Source organism: Clostridium sp. (assembly GCF_016650095.1).
Taxonomy (GTDB): domain Bacteria; phylum Bacillota; class Clostridia; order Clostridiales; family Clostridiaceae; genus Clostridium_AD.
In genome coordinates, this window is record NZ_JAENWL010000416.1 from 1 (window position 1) to 2,810 (window position 2,810).

General features: G+C 33.1%; 3 protein-coding genes and 1 pseudogene. All 4 read left to right on the top strand.

Annotation, left to right across the window (positions count from 1 at the left end; all coding sequences use genetic code 11):
- Positions 1–195 (top strand): annotated as a pseudogene (locus JJE11_RS17265) (pyridine nucleotide-disulfide oxidoreductase); the annotation flags it as partial.
- Positions 188–556, top strand: coding sequence for a DUF1667 domain-containing protein (locus JJE11_RS17270; protein WP_291637863.1), 369 nt, complete (start codon positions 188–190; stop codon positions 554–556). The pseudogene JJE11_RS17265 and the gene JJE11_RS17270, both read left to right, overlap by 8 nt.
- A 21-nt stretch (positions 557–577) precedes the next feature.
- The gene (locus tag JJE11_RS17275; protein WP_291637865.1) at positions 578–1,879 is read left to right on the top strand and encodes a lactate racemase domain-containing protein; all 1,302 of its coding nucleotides are present in this window, start codon (positions 578–580) and stop codon (positions 1,877–1,879) included.
- A 145-nt stretch (positions 1,880–2,024) separates the two neighbouring features.
- Positions 2,025–2,810 (top strand): fumarylacetoacetate hydrolase family protein (locus JJE11_RS17280; RefSeq protein ID WP_291637867.1); only part of this gene is annotated, 786 nt, incomplete at its 3' end.

A 2,810-nucleotide genomic window follows, 5' to 3' on the forward strand; every position in this document is an offset into this window, starting at 1 on the left:
CAAAAGGATTTCAAACTATCAATGAGAGTAAAAAAACCATTTAAAAATTGTAGAGTAGAGATTTTACAAAATGATCATATAGTGAAAACAATAAAAATGAGAAAAGCAATTCCAGCAGAAATGATACAAATAGAAGTTAAAAGAGAAGACCTGATATCATTAGATAACTTAAAGGTGGTTGTTAAAAATGATTAGACAATTTACATGTATTTTATGTCCAAATGGATGTGACATAGAAGCTCAATTGAATGGTAATGAAATTATATCTATTGAAGGTGCACAATGCGTACGTGGAAAAGAATATGTAGCACAAGAATTAACTAATCCACAAAGGAATATAGCCACATCAGTAAAGGTTGATGGAGGGAATATGCCACTCGTCAGTGTGAGACTTACTCGGGCAATATGTAAAGACAAAATATTTGTGGTTATGGATGAAATAAAGAAAGTGAAAATCCAGGCGCCTGTATCAATAGGGCAGGTAATCATCAGTAATGTACTGGGTTTAGAAAGTGATGTTATAGCCACAAAAAATGTAGAGAAATTAATAAAATGATGCTATAGCCACGGTGGTTGTGTGAAAATAAGGAAAGGTGATAGAATGAATGAAATATTAAATCAAATATTAAATCAAATAGAATTACCTAAAATAGTAAAGGTAAAACAAACATTCACAAGACCTAAGCTTTATGATATTGAAAAGGAAATAATAGAAAAAATACTAGAGCAAAAAGTGCTTGAAAAAATTCGAAAAGGATCTAAAATAGCCATAACGGGCGGAAGTCGTGGCATATCAAATTACCAGACTATAATAAGGGTGATTGTTTCAATTGTAAAAGAGTATGGGGGAGAACCTTTTATTGTGCCAGCTATGGGAAGTCATGGTGGCGGAACGGGGGAAGGTCAGAGAAAAATCCTTGCAAATCTAGGAATCACAGAAGAACTGATAGGGGCTCCCGTGATCTCTTCTGCTGAAACAGTGGAAGTGGGTATTTCAGATAAAGGACTCCCTGTATATGTGGATAAGTATGCTTATGAAGCCGATGGGATTATATTACTAAATAGAGTAAAATTGCATACCTCCTTTAGAGGAAAATATGAGAGTGGTCTTGTGAAAATGATTGCAATTGGCTTAGGAAAAAGAAAAGGGGCAGATATAACCCATTCCTTAAGATTTGAAAATATGGCTGAAAATATTGTAAGTATGGCAAAAGTTTCATTAGATAAATTGAATATACTATTTGGAGTTGCCACTATAGAAAATGGGTATGATGAAACTGCAGAAATACATATTGTTAGAAAAGAAGAAATAATGGAGATAGAGCCTCAATTACTGGAAAGATCTAAAGAACTCATGTCCAAAATATATTTAGAAAAAATAGATGTACTTATCGTAAAAGAATTAGGTAAAAATATAAGCGGTACGGGTATGGACACGAATATAATCGGAAGGTATCACACAAAGGCAGCCAGTGGAGGACCTGATGTAAAAAAACTTGGTGTTTTAGATCTTACCGATAAATCTGATGGCAATGCCAATGGGATGGGACTAGCTGATTATACTACAAAAAAGCTTTATGACAAAATAAACTTCCCTGCTACCTATCTCAATGTAATAACATCCACGGAACCAAACAGTGTAAAGCTGCCTATGGTAATGGATAACGACAAATTGGTCTTGCAAGTAGCGGTAAAGGCATGTGGAATTAGGGACGCTAAAAAAATAAAATTGGTTATTATAGAGAATACAAAACATTTAGACGAAATATATATTTCTGAATACGCAATGGAAGAAGTGAAGAAATATAAAAATGTTGAAATACTTGGAAGTCCAAAGGAAATAAAATTTGATGAAAATATGAATTTGGAAGTATTTTAAATTTAGTATAGGAATGAAAAGAAGAGCAGTGTTTATAATCAGAGAGGTATATTAATATTGTAAAAATTTTATAGCAATTTGTTAGTATATGCTATAATACATTTATATGTTAAAAAATTCCTAAATGTAAAGGAGAGATTTAATTATGAGATTATCGACAATAAAATTATATGGCTTGGAAGTAGCAGGTATTATAACTTCAAAAGGAGTTGTACCTTTAGGCTTAGTGAATGAAAAATATAATAAGAGATGGAATACTGATACGCTCGAAATTATTAAATCTGGCCAACTTGAAGAGATAAACAACTGGTATCGCGATGGAGGTAAAGAAGAATTAGAAGGGCTTACGGGCGAGGTTATTTCTTTTGAAGAAGCTAAATTTGCTCCATTATATCGTCATCCAAGAAAAATTTTCGGTATAGGACTTAATTATGCACAGCATGCATCTGATTTAGCGGAGAAAGCTCCGAGTACAGAGCCTGCAAGCTTTTTCAAACCTGATACAACTATTATTGGACATGGAGATACAATAAAAATACCAATTCAATCTGAAAAGACTACAGGAGAAGGGGAACTCGGAATAATTTTTGGTAAGGAATGTGAAAACGTTGAGACAGAAGATTGGGCTAGTGTGATTGCAGGTTTTACAACAATAATTGATATGACAGCAGAAGATATTTTAAGAAAAAATCCTCGATATTTGACACGTTGTAAAAGTTTTGAAACGTTCTTTAGCTTTGGACCACAATTGGTTACTCCTGATGAGGTTGATGACGTTTTAAAACTAAAAGTAGCTACTGTATTAAATGGAAAAGTAATAGCACAAAATACTGTTAGCAATATGACTTTCCCACCAGATTATTTGGTTTCATTTCACTCAAAAGTTATGAAAATGCTACCAGGTGATATTATTTCAACTGGTACACCTAGA

Bases quoted from the DNA above. Each gene is read 5' to 3' on its own strand.
- JJE11_RS17270 (WP_291637863.1), top strand. From the start codon at position 188: ATGATTAGACAATTTACATGTATTTTATGTCCAAATGGATGTGACATA.